At 64.6% G+C, this 19,472-nt stretch carries 18 protein-coding genes; 6 read left to right on the top strand and 12 right to left on the bottom strand.

Features of this window, described 5'->3' with window-relative positions; translation table 11 throughout:
- The first annotated feature begins 1 nt into the window (after position 1).
- Genes PverR02_RS14425 through PverR02_RS14415 form a run of 3 tightly spaced genes read left to right on the top strand, consistent with a single transcriptional unit; the run spans position 2 to position 3,256 of the window.
- The gene (locus PverR02_RS14425) at positions 2-757 is read left to right on the top strand and encodes an ABC transporter ATP-binding protein (protein WP_227778895.1); all 756 of its coding nucleotides are present in this window, start codon (positions 2-4) and stop codon (positions 755-757) included.
- Positions 758-807: 50 nt separating this feature from the next.
- Positions 808-1,944, top strand: a complete 1,137-nt coding sequence (locus tag PverR02_RS14420) for an ABC transporter substrate-binding protein (RefSeq protein WP_046486463.1) — start codon at positions 808-810, stop codon at positions 1,942-1,944.
- 31 nt (positions 1,945-1,975) lie between these two features.
- Positions 1,976-3,256, top strand: coding sequence for an OprD family porin (locus tag PverR02_RS14415; protein ID WP_046383250.1), 1,281 nt, complete (start codon positions 1,976-1,978; stop codon positions 3,254-3,256).
- A gap of 62 nt (positions 3,257-3,318) precedes the next feature.
- On the opposite strand, the gene PverR02_RS14410 is transcribed toward PverR02_RS14415, so the two are convergent.
- From PverR02_RS14410 to PverR02_RS14380, 7 genes are all read right to left on the bottom strand, one after another.
- On the bottom strand, positions 3,319-4,659 hold the full coding sequence (locus PverR02_RS14410) for an ABC transporter substrate-binding protein (protein WP_057005524.1): 1,341 nt from the start codon (positions 4,657-4,659) through the stop codon (positions 3,319-3,321).
- A gap of 188 nt (positions 4,660-4,847) precedes the next feature.
- Positions 4,848-5,972: an NAD(P)/FAD-dependent oxidoreductase gene (locus tag PverR02_RS14405; RefSeq protein ID WP_057005525.1), complete on the bottom strand. Its 1,125-nt coding sequence runs from the start codon at positions 5,970-5,972 to the stop codon at positions 4,848-4,850.
- The gene (locus PverR02_RS14400) at positions 5,965-7,587 is read right to left on the bottom strand and encodes a methionine--tRNA ligase (RefSeq protein WP_079443689.1); all 1,623 of its coding nucleotides are present in this window, start codon (positions 7,585-7,587) and stop codon (positions 5,965-5,967) included. Before PverR02_RS14400 ends, PverR02_RS14405 begins: the two co-directional genes overlap by 8 nt.
- Positions 7,588-7,591: 4 nt before the next feature.
- Positions 7,592-8,716 carry an NAD(P)/FAD-dependent oxidoreductase gene (locus tag PverR02_RS14395; protein ID WP_227778861.1) on the bottom strand — a complete coding sequence of 375 codons (1,125 nt, stop codon included), beginning with the start codon at positions 8,714-8,716 and terminating at the stop codon, positions 7,592-7,594.
- On the bottom strand, positions 8,713-9,066 hold the full coding sequence (locus PverR02_RS14390) for a cupin domain-containing protein (protein ID WP_046383247.1): 354 nt from the start codon (positions 9,064-9,066) through the stop codon (positions 8,713-8,715). The genes PverR02_RS14395 and PverR02_RS14390 overlap by 4 nt, the downstream gene beginning before the upstream one ends.
- Positions 9,067-9,082: 16 nt before the next feature.
- On the bottom strand, positions 9,083-10,423 hold the full coding sequence (locus PverR02_RS14385) for a lysine N(6)-hydroxylase/L-ornithine N(5)-oxygenase family protein (protein WP_126586751.1): 1,341 nt from the start codon (positions 10,421-10,423) through the stop codon (positions 9,083-9,085).
- 97 nt (positions 10,424-10,520) lie between these two features.
- Positions 10,521-11,894, bottom strand: a complete 1,374-nt coding sequence (locus PverR02_RS14380) for an MFS transporter (protein WP_046383245.1) — start codon at positions 11,892-11,894, stop codon at positions 10,521-10,523.
- A gap of 137 nt (positions 11,895-12,031) precedes the next feature.
- Between PverR02_RS14380 and PverR02_RS14375 the strand changes: the two genes are divergently transcribed.
- The gene (locus PverR02_RS14375) at positions 12,032-12,793 is read left to right on the top strand and encodes an ArsR/SmtB family transcription factor (protein WP_046383244.1); all 762 of its coding nucleotides are present in this window, start codon (positions 12,032-12,034) and stop codon (positions 12,791-12,793) included.
- On the opposite strand, the gene PverR02_RS14370 is transcribed toward PverR02_RS14375, so the two are convergent.
- The 5 genes from PverR02_RS14370 to PverR02_RS14350 all read right to left on the bottom strand — a co-directional run bounded on the left by PverR02_RS14370 (position 12,768) and on the right by PverR02_RS14350 (position 17,021).
- On the bottom strand, positions 12,768-13,433 hold the full coding sequence (locus PverR02_RS14370) for a glutathione S-transferase family protein (protein WP_017847290.1): 666 nt from the start codon (positions 13,431-13,433) through the stop codon (positions 12,768-12,770). The genes PverR02_RS14375 and PverR02_RS14370 overlap by 26 nt on opposite strands.
- Positions 13,430-14,899 carry an FAD/NAD(P)-binding protein gene (locus tag PverR02_RS14365; protein ID WP_079443687.1) on the bottom strand — a complete coding sequence of 490 codons (1,470 nt, stop codon included), beginning with the start codon at positions 14,897-14,899 and terminating at the stop codon, positions 13,430-13,432. Before PverR02_RS14365 ends, PverR02_RS14370 begins: the two co-directional genes overlap by 4 nt.
- A complete protein-coding gene (locus tag PverR02_RS14360; protein WP_079443686.1) occupies positions 14,896-15,330 on the bottom strand; it encodes a nuclear transport factor 2 family protein in 435 nt (144 codons plus the stop codon). The genes PverR02_RS14365 and PverR02_RS14360 overlap by 4 nt, the downstream gene beginning before the upstream one ends.
- Before the next feature lie 115 nt (positions 15,331-15,445).
- Positions 15,446-15,988, bottom strand: a complete 543-nt coding sequence (locus PverR02_RS14355) for an ester cyclase (protein ID WP_079443685.1) — start codon at positions 15,986-15,988, stop codon at positions 15,446-15,448.
- 25 nt (positions 15,989-16,013) lie between these two features.
- Positions 16,014-17,021 (bottom strand): polysaccharide deacetylase family protein, encoded by a 1,008-nt coding sequence (locus PverR02_RS14350; RefSeq protein WP_046383240.1) that lies wholly within the window; start codon positions 17,019-17,021, stop codon positions 16,014-16,016.
- Positions 17,022-17,122: 101 nt separating this feature from the next.
- On the opposite strand from PverR02_RS14350, the gene PverR02_RS14345 reads away from it, so the two are divergent.
- Both PverR02_RS14345 and mexE read left to right on the top strand, forming a co-directional pair.
- Positions 17,123-18,019 carry a LysR family transcriptional regulator gene (locus tag PverR02_RS14345; RefSeq protein WP_046383239.1) on the top strand — a complete coding sequence of 299 codons (897 nt, stop codon included), beginning with the start codon at positions 17,123-17,125 and terminating at the stop codon, positions 18,017-18,019.
- Positions 18,020-18,223: 204 nt separating this feature from the next.
- Positions 18,224-19,465 carry a multidrug efflux RND transporter periplasmic adaptor subunit MexE gene (mexE, locus tag PverR02_RS14340; protein ID WP_079443684.1) on the top strand — a complete coding sequence of 414 codons (1,242 nt, stop codon included), beginning with the start codon at positions 18,224-18,226 and terminating at the stop codon, positions 19,463-19,465.
- Positions 19,466-19,472: the final 7 nt, after the last annotated feature.

Below are 19,472 nucleotides of genomic sequence, written 5' to 3'. Positions count from 1 at the left end.
CCTGCTGGATGTACGCAACCTGACGATCAGCCACGGCAAGGTCGAAGCGGTACGCCAACTCAATCTGAGCCTGGAGGAAGGCCAGATCGTCAGCCTGATCGGCCCCAACGGCGCCGGCAAGACCACCTTGATGGCGGCGCTGATCGGCCTGCTGCCAGCACAGGGCCAGGTGAGTTACGCCGGCCAGCCGCTGCTGGCGCACCACGACGTCGCCCAGCGCATCGACAAGGGCATGGCGCTGGTGCCGGAAAGCCGCGAACTGTTCGGCCTGATGAGCGTCGAGGACAACCTGCGCCTGGGGGCCTTCAGCCGTCATCGGCGTGGCTTTCGCGACCACCAGAAGACCCTCGACGAAGTTTTCGGCCTGTTCCCGCGCATGTACGAACGGCGCAGTCAGCCGGCCTGCACCCTGTCGGGCGGCGAGCGCCAGATGCTTGCCATCGGCCGCGCGCTGATGGCCAAGCCGCGCTTGCTGATGCTCGACGAACCCAGCCTGGGCCTGGCCCCGCGGGTGATCGGCGAAATCTTCACGATCTTCGAGACCCTGCGCCAGAGCGGCGTGTCGATCCTGCTGGTCGAGCAAAACGCCCGCGCCGCGCTGAAGATTTCCGACTACGGCTACGTGCTCGAAGTCGGGGAAATCGTGCTTGAAGGCAGCGCCCAAGCCTTGGCCAACAACCCCCAGGTGGCCGAAATCTACCTGGGCCGCCCACCCACCCCAGCCGCCATGGAGGTCACCAGCGCTACCGGCACGTAGCGCCCTGCCACAGCCTTTGCCACACCATAAAAAAAATATCAGGAGCGTGTATGAGATCGATTTTTCCCTTGCTGTTGCTGGCCTCACTGTCTGCCGCCGCACAGGCGGACATGACCGTCGGCGTGATTCTCTCCACCACCGGCCCCGGTGCCTCGCTGGGTATTCCCGAGCGCAATACCGTGGCCCTGTTGCCCAAGGAAATTGCCGGCCAGGCGGTGAAATACGTGGTACTGGACGACGGTAGCGACAGCACGGCCGCCGCCAAGAACGCGCGCAAACTGGTGAGCGAAAACCGTGTCGACCTGTTGATCGGCTCCACCACCGTGCCCACCTCGGCGGCCGTGGCGCAAATCGCCAAGGAGAGCAAGACCGCGCAGATCGCCCTGGCCCCATTCGCCCCGGCAAGTGGCGAACAGACCTGGATTTTCACCGTCGCCCAGACCAACACCTTGATGGCTGAGGCGCTGATCGAGCACATGCAAAAAGCCGGCGTAAAAACCCTGGCGTACATCGGCTACAACGATGTGTGGGGCGAGGACTGGCACAAAGTGCTGAGCGAGATGGCGCCGGCGGCAGGCATCCAATTGGTGCGAGACGAGCGCTTCAACCGCACCGACTCGTCGGTCAGCGGCCAGGCCCTGAAGGTCATGAGCAGCAAGCCCGATGCGGTATTGATCGGCGCCACCGGCACACCCGCGGCCCTGCCCCACACCGAACTGCGGCGCCTGGGTTACAAGGGCACCATTTACCACACCCATGGTGCGGCCAACAGCGCGTTCCTGCGCATCGGCGACAAAGCCTTGAACGGCGCGATCCTGCCCGTGGGGCCCGTGGTGGTGTGGGACAAACTGCCGGCCAGCCACCCGTCCAAAGCCATCGCCAGCCAATACGCGCAGGATTACCAGGCCCAGTACGGCGCCAACAGCCTGTCGCCATTCGGCGCCTACCTGTACGACGCCATGCGCCTGGTGGAGGCCGCCGTGCCGGCCGCGCTCAAAGGCAGCACACCGGGCACGCCAGCGTTTCGCGAGCAACTGCGCGACCAGCTAGAGCAGACCCGCAACGTGGTCGGCACCCACGGCGTGTACAACCTGAGCGCCACCGACCACTTCGGCCACGACCAGCGCGCTCGCGCACTGGTGACGGTGCAGGATCAACAGTGGGTCCTCTTGCATGCCCCTGAATAACCCCGACAACAATAATAAAAAGGCAACGTCCATGAGTACTCTGAAACGGGTTCACACCACCCTCGCCCTCGGTACGCTGTGCAGCATCAGCCCCGCGCTGCTGGCCCAGGGTTTTATCGAAGACAGCAAGGCCACGCTGACCTCACGCAACTACTACTTCGACCGCGACTACAAAGGCGACTCGGCGCAATCGGCCACCCGTGAATGGGCGCAGGGCTTCATCCTGCGCTTCACTTCCGGTTATACCCCTGGCACCGTGGGGTTTGGCCTGGATGCCCAAGGCCTGCTCGGTTTGAAACTCGACTCCAGCCCCGATCGCACCGGCACCGGCCTGCTGTCGTACAACCCGGTCACTCGCCAGCCGAACGACAGCTATTCAGAACTGGGGCTGACCGGCAAGGTCAAGGTATCGAAAACCGAACTGCAGGGCGGCACGCTCGCGCCGAACCTGCCCATCCTGTTTGCCAGCCCGACGCGCCTGCTGCCACAGACCTTTCGCGGCGCCCAGCTCAAGTCCCAGGACATCGACAACCTGACGCTCAATGCCGGCTGGCTCGACCGCATGAACCAGCGCGATTCGACCAACTACCAGAAGATCACCCTGGCCTCGCCCAACCGGCGCTTCAACGGTGCGGCCGAATCGGACAGCTTCAGCTTTGCCGGCGGCGACTACAAATGGTCCGACGCTCTCACACTCAAGTACTACCACGCGGAACTTGCGGACATTTATCGCCAGGACTTCGTCGGGTTTATCGACAATCGCCCACTGGGCCCGGGGCGGGTGAAAACCGATGTGCGCTACCACATCAGTGGCGAGGACGGCCCCGCCAAAGCGGGCAAGGTCGACAACCGCACCTTCGGCGTGATGAGCACCTACAGCCTGGGCGCCCACAGCCTCGGGCTCGGTTACATGCAACTGAGCGGTGACACGGCAATGCCCTACATCGCCGGTTCAGAACCGATGGTGGTCAGTGAAGGCGCCTTGAGCAGCGAGTTCCTCAACCCCAAGGAACGCACCTGGCAGGTCCGCTACGACTATGACTTCGCCGCCCTGGCGGTTCCCGGGCTCAAGGGCATGCTGCGGTATCTGGACGCCAGCCATATCGAACTACCGAGTGCATTGGGCGGCAGTGATCGCAGCGAGAGCGAAAAAGACATAGAGCTGTCTTACGTGGTGCAGAGCGGCACCTTCAAGAACGTCGCGTTCCGCTTGCGCCATGCCTGGTACCGCAATGACTTCGCCCCTACCGCTTCGTTTCGCGATGACAACGAACTGCGGGTGAACATCGATTACACCTTGGCGCTCTGGTAAAGCCTCAATAGGTTAACCCGTTGCGAAACACCCCGGCTTTCCGGGGTGTTTTGCATTGAGGCTTACTCGGCCGCGCAGTCGCGCGCCGCGATGCCCTTCTCCTGGGCATACGCGGCAGACTTGGCCTCGATCAACGGGCGCAAGGTGGCGCGGTCGGCCTGGACCCAGTCGGTCACCAGCACCCATTTTTGCCCGTCCCACTGCTGCACCCGGGCTGAACCGCCGCCTTCGTGGTCGGCGCAGGACAGTTTCAACGGCGCGAGCAAGCCTTCGAGACCCAACGCCTTGATGCGAGCGGCGTCGATGTCCAAATGCTCGAACGCCCAGCGCGTTTCCTCACCGTTCAGCCCACGATTGCCGAACTTGGCCTGGCCGGTGCGCAAGGCTTCGACTGCAATGGCCGCGTTGATCAGGCCGATGTTGTAGTAGACCTTGCCGAAGTAACTCGGGTCTTTGAGGTTGCTCTTGCCCGGGTCCAGGATGAACTGCTTGAGTTTGCGGTGGATCTCGAAGCTGTCGCCACCGGGGAACGGCGCCAGCGCCTGGTAGCCTTTGGCGGCGGTGCCCGCGGGGATCACATCGGCTTCGGAGCCGGCCCACACGTCTCCGATCAGGCGGTCCACCGGGATGCCAAAACGCACGGCGGTCTTGATGCCGACCGGGGTGGACACGCCCCAGGTGCGCAGGAACACCCAGTCCGGGTTGATCTGACGGACCTGCCGCCATTGGGTCGACTGCTCGTTGCCGGGGTCCGCCACCGGGATCTGGATATTCTCGAAACCGTACTTTTGCGCGAGCAATTGCATCGCCGCCTGGGTTTCGCGGCCATAGGCGGAGTCGTGGTAGACCGTGACGATCTTCTTGCCCTTGAGTTTGTCCAGGCCGCCTTCGCGCTGGGCGATGTAGTTGATCCCCACCGACGCCTGGCCGTAGTAGTTGAGCAACAGCGGGAAGGCGTAAGGGAACACGCGGCCATCGGTCGATTCGGTACGCCCGCCGGCACCGTCGATCAGCGGGATATGGTCGACGGCGGCGCGGTCCATCAGCGCATAGGACGCCGGCGTGCTGTGGGTGAAGAAGAAGCCGGTCGGCGCGCCGTCGAGGCCGGCCTTGTAGCGTTCGTAGCATTCGATGATACGGTCGGTCTTCCACTCGGTCTCGCACTCTTGCCAGACCAGTTTGACCCCGTTCACGCCGCCTTCGACCTCATTGATATAGCGGAAGTAGTCGATCTCCCCCGCCCACCACGGGATGCCGCTGGAGGCGTAGGCGCCGACCCGGTAGGTCGCCAGCGGGATGAACTGTTGATCATTGGCCGCCTGGGCCGCGGCCGGCAGCAGCCCGCCCAAGGTGCCGATTGCCAGCAGGCCGGCAATAAACGTGCGTTGCAAGGTGTTGTGCATGGGTGTGGTTTCTTTTGAAAAGTGGGGGTTATCCCTCCCGTTGTCGGGTCAGTGCCTATCGACTGACAACACAATTCATGCCAAACCCATAAGCCTTTAAATTCAGCACCTTACGCAGAACCTAAGCCTGCGCGATCGCACAGTTTATTGAACTGCTGTTGCCCCACCAACAGCCTGAGCACGTCCCGTCAGCCGATAAACCGCTGCAGCGCAAACGGCGCCATCGCCGCCGACATCTCCCCCGTCAACACCCACTGCGCGATCGCCTGTCCGAACAACGGCGCGAACTTGAAACCATGCCCGCTCAACCCTGCCGCGACCATCAACCCCGGCACGCGCGGGTCCGGGCCGAGCAGCGGATTACCGTCCGGCGTGTCGTCGAAGAACGACACGCGGCGCCCGATCGGCTGTGCGCCCAGTAGACGTTGCACGCGTTGCGCGGCGCGGTCACGGTAGGCCAACACCTGAGTGTCGCTGAAGGTGCCGTCGAAGGCATCCGGGTCGATGGGCGCCCCTTCGGCGCCGCCCAGCGCGCCGATCACGTAGCTGCCGGGGCGATCCGGGCGCAGGTAGAAGCCGACGTCGCGGTCGCAGTAGCCCGGCATCGGCTTATCCGCGCCGCAGACCTCGAGAATGCCCACGCATTGCCGTGTGGCGTGAATCGGCAGCGGCGCGCCGCACTCGGCGGCCAGTGCGGCGGCCCACGGCCCGGCGGCGTTGATCACATGGCTGCTGGCGATAAACCCGCAGTCGGTCTGCACGCCGATGACGCGGCCGGCCTGGCGCACAATCCGCCGCGCCGCCCGGCCCTCTTCGATCACCGCGCCCAGGGCGCTCGCACCGGCGGCAAAGCTGCGCGCGGTAAGACGCGGGTCGCAATAACCGGCGTCCGGTTCGTAGACCGCGCCCGCCAGGCCATCGGTGTACAGGTCCGGCACCCGTTCCCGTATCTGCTCGGGGCAGAGCCATTCAAGCGGCGCGCCCGCTGCCCGCAGACGCGCGACATTGGCCTGGGTGGTCGCTTGCGCGTGCCCGGCAATACCGGTCAGGAACCCCGTGCGCTGGTAGCCGCATGCGCCGGGATAGTGCTGCGGCCACTCGCGATAGGCCCGCACACCTTGCGTCGCCAGGTAGCTGAGGGCGGGGTCGGCATAGTAAGCCCGCACGATCCCCGGCGATGCGCCCGACGAACCGCTGGCAATCGCGCCTTTATCGAGCAGCCTGACCGACGCCCCGGCCCGCGCCAGGTGCCAGGCTGCGGCGGTGCCGGTGGTGCCGGCGCCGATCACGATAACGTCGGCGTATTCATGCATCGCTGGTGGCCCCGGCAAGCACCACGCTGGCCGGCAGGCACGGCGCCAATGCGGCCGGCGACAGCGGCGCAAAGCGCGGGCGCGCCGAGGTCTGCGGACGTGGCTGCGAGGCAGCGTGCAGCGCCTGGATCAGCGGCAAACCGTCATGCCCCAGGCGCTGCCACAGGTACTCGGCCAGGCGCGGCATGATCGGCGCGGCCAGGTACGCCAGGCCCTTGAGCCACAGGTAGGCGTGGGCGGGCTGCGTGACGTCCAGGTCGGGGCGTTGCATCCATTGATGCAGCACGTCCCAGGCTTCGCGCACCGACACCGCGTCCAACCGGAAGGCCTGCCCCAACCGCGTAACGGCCAGCTCCAGGGCCGGCCACAGCGCCGGGGCGATGGACTGCGGCCGCGTGTGATCGAGGGCGGCCAGCGCCAGGTCGATGCGACCGTCGAGCGCACCGGCCAGGTCCACATTGACCACCTCGACAAACTCCTCCACGGCGAAGTTGGTTTCGCCCTGTTCGGGGCTTTCGCGGCTCAGGAAGTAACGCACCGCGTCGCTGGTCGCCGGGGTCTTTTCGACGATATCGGCGGCCCACACCACATGCAGGCGGCTGGTGGAAAACTTCGCGCCTTGCAGGTTGTAGAAGTAATTGGTCAACACGTAATCGAATGAGCGGTGATCCTGCAACGCATCCATCACCGCGACACTGCCGGCCAACAGCAGCACCGCGTTGTCGATGCCAAAACTGACCAGCGTCGTCACCTCGCTGCTGCGCAGCATGGCATGGCCGTGCTCGGGCGCCTGTTCCTGGGATCGGTCGGCGCAGGTCAGCGCATACTCCCAGCCCGATTCGAACAGCACGCGCGGGTTGCCGAAGCGGTCCGGGCTCCAGGCAACGCCCCATTCGCCCGGCGCGGTCAGCCGCACCCGGCCGTTTTCCCGTTCCAGGAAGCGCGCAATCACCTCGACGATCGACGCCGGCGCACCGGAGGTCGCCATGCGCTGCAGCAACTGCTCGGGGTGGGCGACGGTCAGAAACAGGCTTTCGACCTCAACCCAGTGCAGGGGGCTGTCGCCCATGCGCGGTTGCGGGTCAAGCATGGCTTCCGGGCGAAACAGTGCGCCGCAGGCTTCGCAAAAATAGCCGCCCGCCCCCGCCCGGCAATACGGGCATTGCCCCAGCAGCCAGGCCCCCGCCATGTAGCGCCGGGTGTCCGGGCAATACAGCACGCGTTCGACCACGCTTTGCGTCACCCCGAGCGCCACCAGGCGCTCCACCGTGCGCTGGGCATTGCGCGCATGCTGCTGCGCATAGGGGCCTTGCACCAGATCGAGGAAGTCATCCACCTCGACATCCAGCGCGCGCAGGTCATGGGCGATTTGCCCGTGATAGTCGCGCACCACGGCTTCGGGCGTGCGCTGCTCTTGCAGGGCCTTCCACAGCACATAGGAGTCGAAGCCGTCGACCGCCGAGACCACGTCGACACGATGGCCCTGGCTGCGCAGGTAGCGCCCCAGCATGTCCATGCGCAAGTACGGCCCGGCGATATGCCCCAGGTGCAGCCTGCCGTTCGGAGTCGGCGGGATGGGCATCAGGAAGAAGGTTTGCGCGGCGATAGCGGTCATCTTTTCAATCCATCGAAACAGTAGAAAGGGTGGGTTTGGCGGTAGCGGGCGCATCGGGCCACTGGGCGACGAGCAGGTCCACGGCTTCGCGGGCAATGCCCGGTGCCAGGCGGAAACCGGCGCCGCTGCCGGCGCCGGCAAACACCAGGTTCTGCCCGGCGTCGAAGCTCACCTGCGACTCTCCGCCGGGGCTGTAGCTGTCGCAGAACACCCGGCCGCCGCGACAGCGGGCTACCAGCTCGGGCAGGTAGTGCGCCAGCGTGCGGGTGGCCACCTGCACATCGTGGCGGTTGATTTCCAGTGCATGTTTGCGCGGCGCAACGTCCCATTCATCGCACCGGAAGCTGAACAACCACTGGTTACGCGCCGCCAATGGCATCAGGTAAGCGTCGGATTGCGGCAAGAACAGCGCCGCGGCGTTGCTCGGCGGTACGCCGTCGATATGCAGGGCCACCACCTTCTTCACCCGCAGCCCATGGCGCGCGGCAAGCGCGTCGAACGGCGGCTCGCTGACCCACGGCCCCGTGGCAACCAGGGTGCGGCGGGCGCGCAGCGTGGCGCCGTCGGCCAGGGTGATGCGCGTGCCGCTGCCCAGCGCATCGATCTGCTGCACGCCCACGCCTTCGATGCAGCGCACATGGGCACTGGCCAGGCTGTGGCCGATCAGCAACCGCGCCACCAGCGGTGGCTCATAGCTTTCGGCGGTGCCGCCACGCAACAGGCTTTCGTTCGCGCCAACGTTGAGTGAGGCACCCAGGCGTGGGCCCAGGTCCGCCACGCACAAGTCGGCGGGCTGAACCGGCGCATCGACCAGGGCCTGCTCGATGTCTGCGCTAAAGCTGCGTTCGGCCAGCCAGTACACCGGCGCCTGGGTGGTGCGGATGCCCAGGCGATCACGCAGGGCCCGATACAGCTCGGCGCTCTCCCCGGCCAGGCGCCGTTCACGCGGCGAGCGGCCGGTGGCCAGCAGCACACCCGCCGAATGGGCGGTGGCCCCGTCGCCGATGCGGTAGCGGTCGATCAGCAGAATCTGCCAGTGGGGATAGCGTTGCGTCGCATGATGCAACGCCCAGGCACCGATAATGCCGCCGCCGACAATCACCAGGTCGAAGTGCTGCTCCATGCTCATGCCCACCACACCGAAAACACCTGGACCTGGGTCGTGCCGTTGTTGCGCGCGAAATGCGGCCGCCAGGGCGCGAAATACAGGCTTTCGCCATTTCTGACCGCGTGCCAGGTGCCGTCGTAGAAGACGTCCAGTTCCCCGCCGCTGATAAACCAGATTTCGTTCACGGCGTGCTTGTCTTCGTCCGTCGCGCTGTGTGGCTCGAGAGTGAAACGCGATGACTGGATCGGCGCATTGGCCAGTTTGCCGGCAAAGTGGTGCAGGTACAGGCGCACGCCTTCCGGCGCCACGGGCTCCTCGGTTTCTCGAATCACCGGGGCATTGCCGTTGGGGGCAAGTGTGATGGGTTCCATGACCGGGCTCCTGGGTCTAGTTGGCGAGAGCGGTCAGGCGATCGAAACGCGCATCGCCGACCTCGTCGAATACTTCGTTGGCGCCCCATTGGACGAACGCCTCGGGCTCATCCAAGTCGTACAGGGCTTGCCCGCTGACGCTGTTGATGATGTTCGCGCAACGCCAGGGGATCAGGCCCAGGTTCGGGTCGGCGATGCCTTTCTGGCTGCGCGCGGCGTTTTGCACATAGATGGCCGAGCCCTGCGGCCCATCCCAGGCGACGGAATAGTCATCGTTGAAGACATACTCGCCGTTGCATCGGGTAATCCGTGATTCGAGCGCCGCCAGGCACGCCGGCATCTGGTAGGCATAGCCTGTACACAGCACCGCGGTGTCGGCACTCAGTTCCTCCTGCACCTGGCTGTGCCCGTGCGCCATCGACAGGCTCCAGTGATGGGGGCGCTGCTGAATCGCGGTCAACTCGCGCCCGGGCAGCAGGCGAATGTGACAGGGGTGCTGCAAGACGTGCTTGAGCTCGTACAGGCGGCGATAAATCGACTGCAACAACGCTTGGGAAATGCCGTCGCTCGCCAGTTTCTGCTCGACCAGCAATGGCCGGCGCACGGCCTCGGGCTGAGCGAAAAAGTGGTCGCTGTACTGCGGGGTGTAGAGCTCGTTGGTAAACGGCGACTCATCCAGCGGCGAAAAATTCCAGCGCCGCGAGACCCAGGTCACGCTGGCGGGCAAGGCGGCGGTGTCGGACAGCAGGTGCTGGATGATTTCGGCCCCGGTCTGGCCGCCACCGATCACCACCACGCGCTGGTCTTTGAAGCTGCGCTTGCGGGTCATGTACTGCGAGGAGTGAAACAGCGTATCGCCCAGATGCGCCTGCGCACACGCCGGGATCGACGGTTGCTGCCCGGTGCCCAACACCAGGTGGCGCGCCGGTTGCGCCCAGGTATCGCCCTGGAGCAGGAACAGGCCGTTATCGAACGTCACCGAACGCACTTCGCTGTTGAAATGCAGATTCGGCAGCTGGCTGCACGCCCAGCGGTAGTACTGGTTGAACTCGCGGCGCAGCACCTGCTCGAAATGCGCGTTGATAAAACTGAGCAGCTGTTTTTTCTGCGCCAGGTAAGCGAGGAATGACAGCGGGTTGGACGGGTCCACCAGGCTGACCAGGTCCTTGAGGTAATGCACCTGCAGTTTGGCCTCGGGCACCATCATCCCCGCATGCCATTGAAATTCGCTGCTGCGCTCGAAGAACGCGGCGCTAATGCTCGGTTTGGGCTGGGCCAGCGCCGCCAGGCTAAGGTTGGCCGGACCGATGCCGATCCCCGCCATATCGACAACTGCAGGTGCAGAACGCAGATTCATGATCATTATCCCTATTGATGATGTTTTTCAGGTGCAGCGACGCCTCGCGAATGTCACGAAAACGTGCCGGGCAATCGCCTTTACAGGTGCAGGCCCATCAACTTTCCACGGGTTGCGCCGCCGGCGCTTTCAACACCAGGGCGGCCATCAGCATGGCGAGCAACGACAAACCGATGGCGACGCTGACGGCGACGTCGATGGCATCGCCCAGGGGCTGAATCGAGGTGAGCAAGGCGCCGAAGATCGCCACGCCGAAGGCGGAGCCGCTTTGGCGGCTGGCATTGAGTGTGCCCGCCGCCACCCCGGCCTTGGCGCGGTCGACCACGCTCATCAGCACGGAGGTGGCGGCCGGGGTGATGATCCCGGCACCGAACCCCACGGCCGGGTAGCACACTGCGATACGCCAGTACGGTGCGTCACTGGCCAGGGCGAACAGGCCGATAAACCCCACGGTGTACAGGCCGAACCCCGCACACAGCACGGCGCGCGCGCCATACGCACGGGTCAGCCGGCCGCAGGTGAAGCTGCCCAGGGTGACCATGGCGGTCAGTGGCAGGAAAGCCAGCCCGGTGTCCAGCGGCGACCAGCCACGCTCGCTCTGGAAGTACACGCTGAGCAGGAAAAACAGGCCATAGAACACCAGGGCCGACGCCAGCGACAGCAGCGTCGCCCCCGAGAACACCGGGTTGCGGAAATACTGCAGCGGCAGCATCGGGTCCTTGTGGCGGCTTTCGGTCACAAAGAACACGCACCAGGCGATACAGGCCACGAACACGCAGGCGTACACCCATTCGGAGTTCCACCCCAGCTTCGCCCCTTCAATCAGCACCGCCACCGAGGTCGCCAGCGCGATAATCGCGGCGACTTGCCCGGTGACGTCCAAGTGCCGGTTTGGCGCCAACGGTGCCGAAGACGGGATGCGCGAGGTCAGCCACACGCCCACCAGGGCGATCGGCACGTTGATCAAGAAGATGCTGCGCCAGCCGAACAGCTCGATCAGTACGCCGCCCACCAGCGGTCCGGCCGCCATGGCGATGCCGCCGCACCCGGCCCACACGCCAATGGCGCCGGCGCGCTGGTGGGTCTGCGGGTAAGCGCTGTTGATCAACATCAAGGAACACGGCACCAGCAACGCGGCGCCCAGCCCCTGCAGGACCCGCGCACCGACCAACTCCGGCAGGTCGGTGGCCAGGCCGCACAACGCCGAGGCCAGGGCAAACAGGCCGAGGCCGACGGCGTAGATTTTCTTCGCGCCGAAACGATCGCCCAGCAGGCCGCCCGTCAGCAGCAGGCTGGCGAAGGTCAGGGTATATGCGTTGATCACCCACTGCAGCCCGGTGATACCCGAGCCAAAGGTGCGGGAAATCGATTCCACTGCCACGTTGACAATCGAAGTGTCGAGGATAACGACCACATAGCTCAGACTCGTCGCAATCAGTACTTGTCGTTGGTAGCGGGTGTTGGAGGTCATGACCGCGAGCGTCCTTTAAGGGGGCGGCTCGACTATATGCAGCTTTCTGGGATAAACGCTTCGAGCTGTGTCGAAGTGTTTATGTTTATGTCATCCTGAAATCCGATTTCACCTGGCACAGCACGGAGTTCGACGGAATGACCCAGCCAAAAATCTCATCCATCGCCTACCTGATCGCCGAACCCGTGCGCGCAGTGATCCTGATCACCCTGGCAGATGGCAGTTCGATGTCTGCCAGCGCCTTGGCCGATGCCGCTGGCGTGACGCCGCAGACGGCCAGTTCGCACCTGGCGAAGCTGCTCGACGGCGGCTTGCTCACCGTGGAGATCAAGGGCCGCAACCGCTTCTATCAATTGGCCGGCCCCGATGTGTCCCATGTGCTGGAAAGCCTGGCGGCGGTCGCACCGCAAACCAGTTCGTGGCGTAGCCTGCCCAACCGTTCGGCCCATGAATTGCGTTTTGCCCGTTGCTGCTACGACCACCTGGCCGGCCAGGTCGGCGTAGCGGTGACCCAAGGCATGCTGGAGCAGGGTTTTCTCCTTGAAAGCGACGAGCGCGAATACGTGCTCACCCGGCGTGGTACCGAGTGGCTGCAGTCACTCAACCCGCAGGCCGGCGAGCCATGCTTGCACGACCACCTCCAGGCCCGCCGCTGCCTGGATTGGACCGAACGGCAACATCACATCGCCGGGCCGCTCGGCACCCACCTGCTGGAGACTTTTTGCCAGTTGGGTTGGCTGCGCCGAACCGCCGGCTCGCGCGCGGTACATGTGACCGGCTCGGGCTGGCGGGCATTCAAGCTGCATCTGGGGATTGAGCACCTGCGCCATCTCGAAGCACCGCTGCATGCCGTGACCCCGGCCAGGAAAACCCTTATGCCGGCACCTGTTGCGAGCTGAACAAGCGCTCGATTTCGGCGATGCGGCGCTCCTGGGCCACCCCGCTCTGCTGCCAGGCGAGCAGCGCATTGATCCGTGCGTACCAGGCCGCCACATGGGGATACTCCAGAAACGGCGCCTGGGTCCGCGGGATATGACTCAGCGGGGCCGCCAGGTCGATGTCCGCCAGGCTCAACGCGTCGCCCACCACAAAGCGCCGGGTGCGCAAGTGCCCGTCGAGCACCGCCGTGTAGCGGTGGATCGCCTGCAGCGCTTCGGCCACCAGGGTCGGGTTCTCGGCGCGGCCTTTGAGGCGGTCCATGAACCGCTGCTCGATCAGCACCGTGGGCCCGCGACGAAAATGCTCGGCGGCCCAGAACATCCATTTGAGCGTTTCGTACTTGGCATTGCCCGCGGGCAGCAATGACGAGCCGGCCCGTTCCGCCAGGTAAATCATGATCGCCGAGGCTTCGAACAGCACCACGTCGCCGTCGACCAAGGTCGGGATCGTGCCGTTGGGGTTGAGCGCCAGGTACTCCGGCGTGCGGTTTTCGCCACTGAACAGGTCGAGGAAGACGAATTCGACCTCAAGCCCCAGGTAAGCGGCGGTCGTCAGTACGCGCCGGGTATTGCTCGAACCTCTGTCGCCATACACTTTCATGCCACTGCCTCGGTTGCGTGTTTGTCCATGAATGAAGGGTGCTCGGCGAGCAGCATCACCACCTCGCGGGCCTGGCGCACCGATTGGTACACCGAATTGACCATCGGCGCCGCCAGGTACGAGGCCATGCCCAGCAGCCAGATGTCTTCCGGCGCTTCGGCGCCGGGCAGGCTGACCTGCAACTGCGCTGACACATAAGGCGGCGTACACGGCGTTGCCGGCGGCACCTGCAGCTCAAGGCCGTTGCGCGAGGCATGGAAAAACTGTTTATGAAAACCGCTGGCGCACACCACCGCATCCACCGCCTCGATACGCCCCTGGGCATCGTGGACCCGCCATTGACCTTGCCACTCAAGCTGTGTCGGCAAGTGCGCGGCCAGTTGCAGGCGCCCTTCGTCGATCAGGCGCAGCAGCGTGGTTGCGGTCTGCAACGGCACCGCGAACAGGTAACGCCCGACCGCTTCCCAGCAGTTTTGCAGCGCCGCCACGCGCACCGAGGGCGGCGCCGCGCGCAACTTCCCGTCGGCCAGGTCCATGCACTGCACCAACAGGTTCTGCCAGTCCGTCGCGCCCCGTCGGGCCAAGGCGACTTCGCCGCGCAGGCGCTGGATGGGCTCCGCGCTGCGATCGACTTGTTCGCGCAGCGAGCGGCCATTGATCGCCTTGGTCGCCCGCGCAACGATGCGCAGCAAGTGCCAGTACAGCTTGGGGTTTTCCAGGTCCAGCCGGGCGAATCGCGCTTCATCCAGGGCCACCGCGCCACGCCGGGGGGTGGCGGTACGCACGCCCGGCAAACGCCCGGAAGGCGACGCCATCAGCACCTGGTGCCCTGCGCCGCAGAGCAGCAACACACTGTCGACCGCCGACAGGCGACTGCCCAGCACCAAGACCCGTGACGGTTTATCCAGGCTGTCCAGCCAGGCCTTGGCCGGGTATGGCGTGGAGAAAATGCCCGGCGCACCGGCATGCGGGCTGACCAGCGGCGGCACGAACGGCGCGGCACTGCCGGTGCAGACCAGCACGGCACAGGCGCGCAGGTCGCCGCCGTCATCCAGCACCAGGCGATAGTCGCCGCGAGCGACCGGCTGGATATGCCGCACCGTCGCCCGCACGATCCGATGCGCAATGCCCCGGACCTCGGCCACATCGCGGTACTCGGCATAGCGTTGCTTGAGATAGCCCGCCACCCAGGTCCGTGGCACAAACGCGTCTTCGCCGACGTCGATGCCCTGCGCCTGGAGGTAACGCTGAAAGTCGTGCGGTTCATCGTCCAGTATCGACAGGGTCTGCACCGAGGTATTGCATAACAGCACGTCCTCGCAGACGCCGAAGGCAATCGAGTCCGCCAGCCCCTCGGGATCGATGATGTCGATACGCTTGGCGTTGCCGGCGCGCACCAGTTGGATAAACGCCGCAACACCGGTCACAGACCCACCAATGATCGCAACCGCCGCACGCGGGTTCACAGCGCTTGCGCCTTCGCCAGCACTGGCGCCAGCAAGCGCACGCCATACCAGCCCCAATACACGCGGTGGCAGGTGATCAAGCCGTTTTCTATCTCCATCATTTCCATCAGGTCGACCTGCTCCCCCTTCGGCGTCTTGCGCGGGTATTCCCACGTCAGGTTGCGGCCGTTGATGAAGGCTTTATCGCTGCGATACCACTCAGCCAGGTCATTGGGAAAGCGGCGCTTGCTGTCCTCCATGAACCGCTGGATCGTCTCCCGGCCGACCAGCACGCCGCTGCCGTGGTCGGGGTAGATCGCCAGCACCAGCGGCGTTTCGAACACCGCCTGCTCGGCATACAACGCCGCCGTCGCGGCCAGGTCGCCGGCACAGACGCTGGCGTGCCAGGCTTCATAGATAGCCAGCAGGCCGGGATCGATGGACGCAGTCATGAGGTTTCCTCGCGTGGCAGCACCGCTGCTAATAGAAGCCGCAATTGTAAAAAATTGCCACCCCGCCATGCTTCGACCTGGCCCGAAGTGTCAGGCACGCGATGCCTCTCAAGGATTACAGGGCACCCAACTGTTTCATCAAGGTGAGGTTGTCTTCGATGTGCCAGTTGGCGGCGATCTTGCCGTTGTCGATCTGATAGATATCGGTGGCGATAAAGTCCACGGGCTGCCCACCGCCCTTGAGCTGGCCGAAGGTGCCGGTGAAGTGCCCGCGAAAATGCAGGTGAACCACCACGCGGTCGCCGGCGATGAGCATGTGTTCGACCTCGCAACGCAGGTCCGGCACCGCTTCACGAAACGCCCGGGAGGCGAGCAACGGGCCTTCGGGGCCTTGTTTACGTCCGGCCGGTGGGGTTTTGTCGATGAAATCTGCGGCCAGCACCTCACGGGCCAGGCTTTCGTCGCCGGTGTCCCAGAAGGTGTCATAACGGCGGGCGGCGGTTTCCATGAGCGCCAGTTGCGCAGGCGGGAGGCTCTTGTCCACCACCAGCACACCCGGCTTGACCAGTTCAGTGCTGGCCGCCAGGACGGCGCCGGAAAAGGTCGAGGTCAAGAGTGTGGCGATGAGGCAAACGCGCGCTATAGGTGAGGGTTTCATTGAAAAATCTCCTTGGGTGATGGGCTCAGAGGGTCTCGTGTTCGCGCAGGCTAAGCGGGCTTTTAAGGGTGTACTGCGCGATAGCGTCCTTGCGCATGAAGGCCACGCCGGGGTGGCGGTTGGCATAGCGCAAAAACTCATCCCAGACCCGGACCATTTGCGGCGTACCGCTGATGCGATCGTGGGCGCTGATCGACATCATGCGGCGCCGGCTGCCGGCCTCTTCGTACAGCTGGTCGAAGTCCAGCTTCACCTGTTCCAGGAACTGCGACGGTGAGTAGTTGCGGCCTTCGATCAAGACGATGTCGTTGTTGCGCAAGGTGTACGGAACCACCACGAAATCCTGGCCGTTGACCTGCTCGATAAACGGCTCATCGCGACTCACATCGTCGATGTGATAGACGTAGCCAAGCTCTTGCAGCAGCGCCAGGGTGTTGGGGCCACGGCGCAGCCAATTGCAGTTGTAGCCGCTGACCGGCTGGCCGGTGACGTCCTGCACCATGCTCGCGGCCTGGCGCAGGAACGTGCGTTCTTCATCGCGGCTCATGGCAAATTGCGAACTCCAGCGCGGGCCATGGCCCGCCGCCTCGTGTCCGCGCGCGACGATTTCCCGGGCCAACTGCGGATGCCGCTTCACCGCATCGCCGATCATGTGGCTGGTGACCTTCACCCCATGCCGGTCCCAGAGGTCGAGCAGCCTGGGAATGCCTTCGCGGTAGCCATAGGCGAACCAGGTATTGGTGGCCGGGTCAGCGGGCACGCTGTCGGGGAAGTCCACTTTGGGAAACGGGCTGTCGGTGCCCTTCAGCGGTTGCCCACCGGCCTCGAACTGCATCGAGATCGAGACCACAAGCCGTGTGTCGCCGGGCCAGAAACCACCCTTGGCCTGGCGCGCAGCCGGTGCCGCCCCACTCTGCCCGGCCTGCGCCGCGCTCGCGTTGGCGCTGCCGAGCAGCGATCCGGCGGTCAACACCGCGGCGCCCGCGCCCGCCTGGGCCAGGAAGGTACGCCGTTGCAGGTTCACAGATGACATGACGGTAACTCCGTTGAATAAACACGGATGCAACGCTAGTCCTTTAGGTTTATTTTGATAATTGAGCTGAAATCAAAAATCACTTTCGGAAAAACCGAATAATGCTGCTGAAGAACCTTGAGCTGTTTTTGCTGATCGTCGAGAAAGGCGGGCTGTCTGCCGCCGGCAGGGAACTGGGCTTATCGCCGGCCTCGGTGTCGGAACGGCTGGCGCAGCTGGAGAGTTTTTACGGCGCCAGCCTGCTCAAGCGCACCACCCGCGCGATCAACCTCACGGATGAAGGCCGCCTGCTGGTCGATGGCGCGCATCGCCTGTTGGCAGACGCCGACGAGTTGCACACCAGCATTCGCCTGGGCGCCGACACCCTTTGCGGGCCGATCCGCCTCAGCGCCCCGCAAGACTTCGGTCGCCAATACATCGAGCCGATCCTTGCGCAGTTCATGCAGGAGCACCCGCAGGTCAGTATCGACCTGAACCTCAGCGATGGCTATGTCGACCCCGTCGGCCAGGGGATCGACTTCGCCGTGCGCTTCGGCGCGCTGGCCGACAGCACCCTGCATGCCCGTCTGATTGGCGAAAACCGCCGAGTGGTGTGTGCATCACCGCTGTACCTGGCGCGCCACGGCACCCCGCAACACCCCGAGGACCTGGCCGCGCACGAGTGCCTGGTGATGCGCTTCGGCGTCAATATTTCGCGGGAGTGGGCGTTCACGCAGCACGGGCAGACCCACCGGATCATGGTGCGTGGCCGCCGCGTGGCGAACGACGGCGCGCTGGTCCGCCAATGGTGCCTGGCCGGCCACGGAATTTGCTTGAAATCGGTGTGGGACGTGCGTGCCGATCTCGACGCCGGCCGCTTGGTCGAGGTGCTCGAGGATTACGACCTGGGCCGCACAGCGCTGAACATCGTCTACCCGCCCACGCGCATTCAGCCCAGACGGGTGAGAATGTTGATAGAACGCATCGTTGCGCAGCTGGCGAGCGACAGTGCCAGGTAGGCATTGCGGCGTTCCTTGCAGCGCGCGCAACATGCCTTTGTCATCAAGCATATTGATAGCTGCCTAATGAAACCCGCAGACTAGAGGGCTCACTCCGCGCTTATATCATTCCGAATGATAGTTATCTTTGCTTCATTCGATTCGTGACCTAGCAGCTCCCCGCGCATGATCCGCCCATCTCAAATACATTGGCGGATACACCTCATGGAACAGACACTCAAACACTTACGCTTGCCCCTGGCGATTCTGGCCGTGGCGGTGATGAGCGCGTGCGGCAAAACCCCGGAACAAGCGGCCGCCATGCCTCCTGCAAAAATCAGCGTGGCCAAGGTGCTTGAGCAACCGGTCAACGAGTGGGACGAATTCACCGGACGCCTGGAAGCACCGGAAACCGTGCAGATCCGTCCACGGGTGTCCGGCCAGATCGATCAGGTGGCCTTCACCGAAGGCGCCCTCGTGAAGAAAGGCGACCTGCTGTTCCAGATCGACCCACGCCCGTTCCAGGCCGAGGTGCGCCGCCTCGAAGCCCAACTGCAACAGACCAAAGCCGCCGCCACCCGCAGCGATAACGAAGCGCAACGGGGCGAACGCCTGCGTCAGAGCAACGCGATCTCCGCCGAACTGGCCGACTCGCGCACCACCGCCGCCCAGGAAGCCCGCGCCGCTGTCGCCGGCATCCAGGCGCAGTTGGACCTGGCCAAGCTGAACCTGAGCTTCACCCGCGTCATCGCGCCGATCAGCGGCCGTGTCAGCCGTGCCGAGATCACCGCTGGCAACCTGGTCACCGCCGACGTCACCGCGCTGACCAGCGTGGTCTCCACCGACAAGGTCTACGCCTACTTCGACGCCGATGAGCGCGTGTACCTCAAGTACACCGAACTCGCCCGCCAGGGTCGCCGTGGCGCGACCACCCCGGTGTACCTGGGCCTGTCGAATGAAACCGGCAACCCGCACCTGGGCCAGATGAACTTCGTCGACAACCAGGTCAACCCGGCCACCGGCACCATCCGTGGCCGCGCGGTATTCGACAACAGCAAAGGCGAATACACCCCTGGCTTGTACGCCCGCCTGAAACTGGTCGGCAGCGGCACTTACTCCGCCGTGCTGATCAACGATGAAGCGGTCGGCACCGACCTGGGCAAGAAGTTCGTGCTGGTGATGGAAGGCGACAAGCCGGCCTACCGCTCGGTGGAACTGGGGCCAAAGATCGAAGGTTTACGCATCGTGCGCAGCGGCCTGAACAAGGACGACACCATTATCGTCAAGGGCCTGCAGCGTGTGCGCCCGGGCGCGCCGGTCGCCCCGGAAACCATCCCGATGGCCAGCAAGGAAACCCTCGCCGCCTTGGCCCAACAACGACAAGCGCTTGAAGCCAGCAACCTGGAGCAAGTGGCGCCGGCAAAAACCGCGCCCAAGCTCGCAGCCGTCGCGACTCCACGCGGTTAAGGGATAC

The organism is Pseudomonas veronii (genome assembly GCF_002028325.1).
GTDB lineage: Bacteria > Pseudomonadota > Gammaproteobacteria > Pseudomonadales > Pseudomonadaceae > Aquipseudomonas > Aquipseudomonas veronii.
This window is presented reverse-complemented; position numbering and strand designations above follow the sequence as displayed.